2 protein-coding genes are annotated in these 2,053 nt (G+C 57.8%); both read right to left on the bottom strand.

Annotated elements, in window-relative coordinates; genetic code table 11:
- Window positions 1-45: 45 nt before the first annotated feature.
- Window positions 46-1,590: an IS66 family transposase gene (gene tnpC, locus L6D63_RS28240; RefSeq protein WP_010568141.1), complete on the bottom strand. Its 1,545-nt coding sequence runs from the start codon at window positions 1,588-1,590 to the stop codon at window positions 46-48.
- Window positions 1,591-1,608: 18 nt separating this feature from the next.
- A complete protein-coding gene (gene tnpB, locus L6D63_RS28235; protein WP_010568142.1) occupies window positions 1,609-1,968 on the bottom strand; it encodes an IS66 family insertion sequence element accessory protein TnpB in 360 nt (119 codons plus the stop codon).
- Window positions 1,969-2,053 lie beyond the last annotated feature (85 nt).

Below are 2,053 nucleotides of genomic sequence, written 5' to 3'. Positions count from 1 at the left end.
GTAAGCGATCCATAAACCCCACCTATCCCAAGGTGGGTCAACGGTTTACCGTGGCATCTCCGGTGAGCAGTTCCACGGCAGCAAGGCTTCGTAGTCTTCGACCGTCGAGGCATATGGCAACCGCTCCAGTACGTGGCGCAGCCACGTATAGGGCTCCTGGCCGTTGACCTTGGCGGTCTCGACCAAGCTGTAAATCTTTGCGCTGGCGGCGGCGCCGTTGACGGTATCACTGAACAACCAAGCTTTGCGTCCGATCACAAACGGCTTGATCGCTCTTTCAGCGGCGTTGTTGTCGATGGGTAAATAACCCGCTTCGACATAGCGCTCCAGTCGGTTCCAGTTATTCGCCAGATAGTGCACAGCCTTGCCTAATGCGCTTTGCGGCGTCACTTGGGATTGGGTCTTAGCCAGCCAGCTTTTCAGTTGGGCCAGGATCGGCAAGCTCTTCTCCTGACGAGCGATAAACCGTTGTTCATCGCTGGCGTCTTTGGATTCGCGTTCGATGCTGTACAGTTTGTTGATCATCGTCAGCGCGATATCAGCCCTCCCGGTTTTACCCTTAGGCTGCACTTTTTGCGCATCCACGAACTTGCGGCGTGCATGCGCCATGCATGCCAGTCGCTCCACGCCCGGCTGCAACGCGAAGGCGTTATAGCCGGCGTAATCATCGGTCATCACATAGCCGCGATAGCTGTCCAGCAAACGCAACGGTACATCCTGCGCTCGGCTGGAGGTGTAGTCGAACAGCACGACTTTCTTGTCCGGTGGGCCACTGGCCTGCACCCACATCCAGGATTGACTGGTCGGGTCACGATCCGGCTCCTTCAACACCTGCACGCGGGTTTCATCGCAGTGGATCACCGGGCTTTCCAGCAAGCGGTCGCGCATCAAATTCAGCAGTGGCTGGAAGTGTTCGCTGCACTGGATCACCCAGCGCGCCAGCGTCTGGCGCGCAATCTCGACGCCATGTCGGCTGAGCACGGTTTCAAACCGGTGCAACGGCAAGCCATCGACGTATTTGGTAGTCAGCAGCATCGCCAGCACGCTGGGACTGGCCATACTCTTTTCGATCAACTGAGCAGGCTTGTCAGCCGTGACCGGTGCAGTTTCACAGCCCCGGCAACCGTAGACCTTGCGGATGTGCCTGATGACACGGATCTGCATCGGCACGATGTCCAGTTGTTCGCTGGTTTCTTCGCCGATGGCGTGTTTGCGGCAACCGCAGGCACAGGTCAGTTCGTGTTCAGGCAGTTCGTGGATGATTTCGATACGCGGCAGATCGGCCGACAACGGCTTGCGCTTGCCACGGCGCGGCGTCGGCGCAACGGCTTCTTCGTCAGGGTCATCAACGAGCGGCATCGGCTCGCTTTCGGGCTCGTTGAACAGCGCCAGTTGCGGCGTGTTGGGCTCGACAGTCTGTTCGGACTTGCGCCCGAACAAGCGGTCGCGCAGCAACTTGATCTGCTCTTTCAGGTCGACGATGTGGGTTTGATAAGCCTGGGCCACTTCTTCCTGGCGACTGAGTGCCTCAAGCAGCAGTTGCTTGAGCAAAACAGGATCATCAGGCAGGTCGTCGGGCAGGGAAATCATGGCCCGGATTATACCGGGTCAGGCTACGTAGCGTGGGGTCAAAACCTGATGAGGGCGGTTGCGCCAAAGGTCAAAACCGTCGAGCAACCAGTTCAGTTCCTGGACGCTCAATACGATGGCTTCGTCGGTGACGTGGGGCGAGGTTTTGAAACGCTCGGATTCCAGGCGCTTGAGCCAAAGACAGAAGCCGTTGCGCTCCCAATAGAGGATTTTCACCCGGTTGCGGGAGCGATTCAGAAAAACGAAAAGTACCGGGTCGAAGACGGCCACCTTGATATCCAGCTCGACCAGGGCGGCCAGGCCGTCGATGGATTTTCGGAAGTCCACGGACTTGGGGTAAAGGTAAACTTTTTCGACTTTGGCGTCGGGACGCATCATGAGGTGCTGGCTCCAGAAAGAGATCGGGAGCGCAGCATCGGGCTTCAATGGGCGGCTTTGAATGTGTGAGTGATGGATCGGTTAC

The sequence above is a fragment of the Pseudomonas parakoreensis genome (assembly GCF_021602155.1).
Classification (GTDB): Bacteria; Pseudomonadota; Gammaproteobacteria; order Pseudomonadales; family Pseudomonadaceae; genus Aquipseudomonas; species Aquipseudomonas parakoreensis.
Note: the sequence above shows the minus strand (reverse complement) of the source record. Positions and strands in the feature narration are given on the sequence as shown.

Coding starts and splice junctions, on each gene's coding strand:
- tnpC (WP_010568141.1), bottom strand. CDS start 1,590: ATGATTTCCCTGCCCGACGACCTGCCTGATGATCCTGTTTTGCTCAAG.
- tnpB (WP_010568142.1), bottom strand. CDS start 1,968: ATGATGCGTCCCGACGCCAAAGTCGAAAAAGTTTACCTTTACCCCAAG.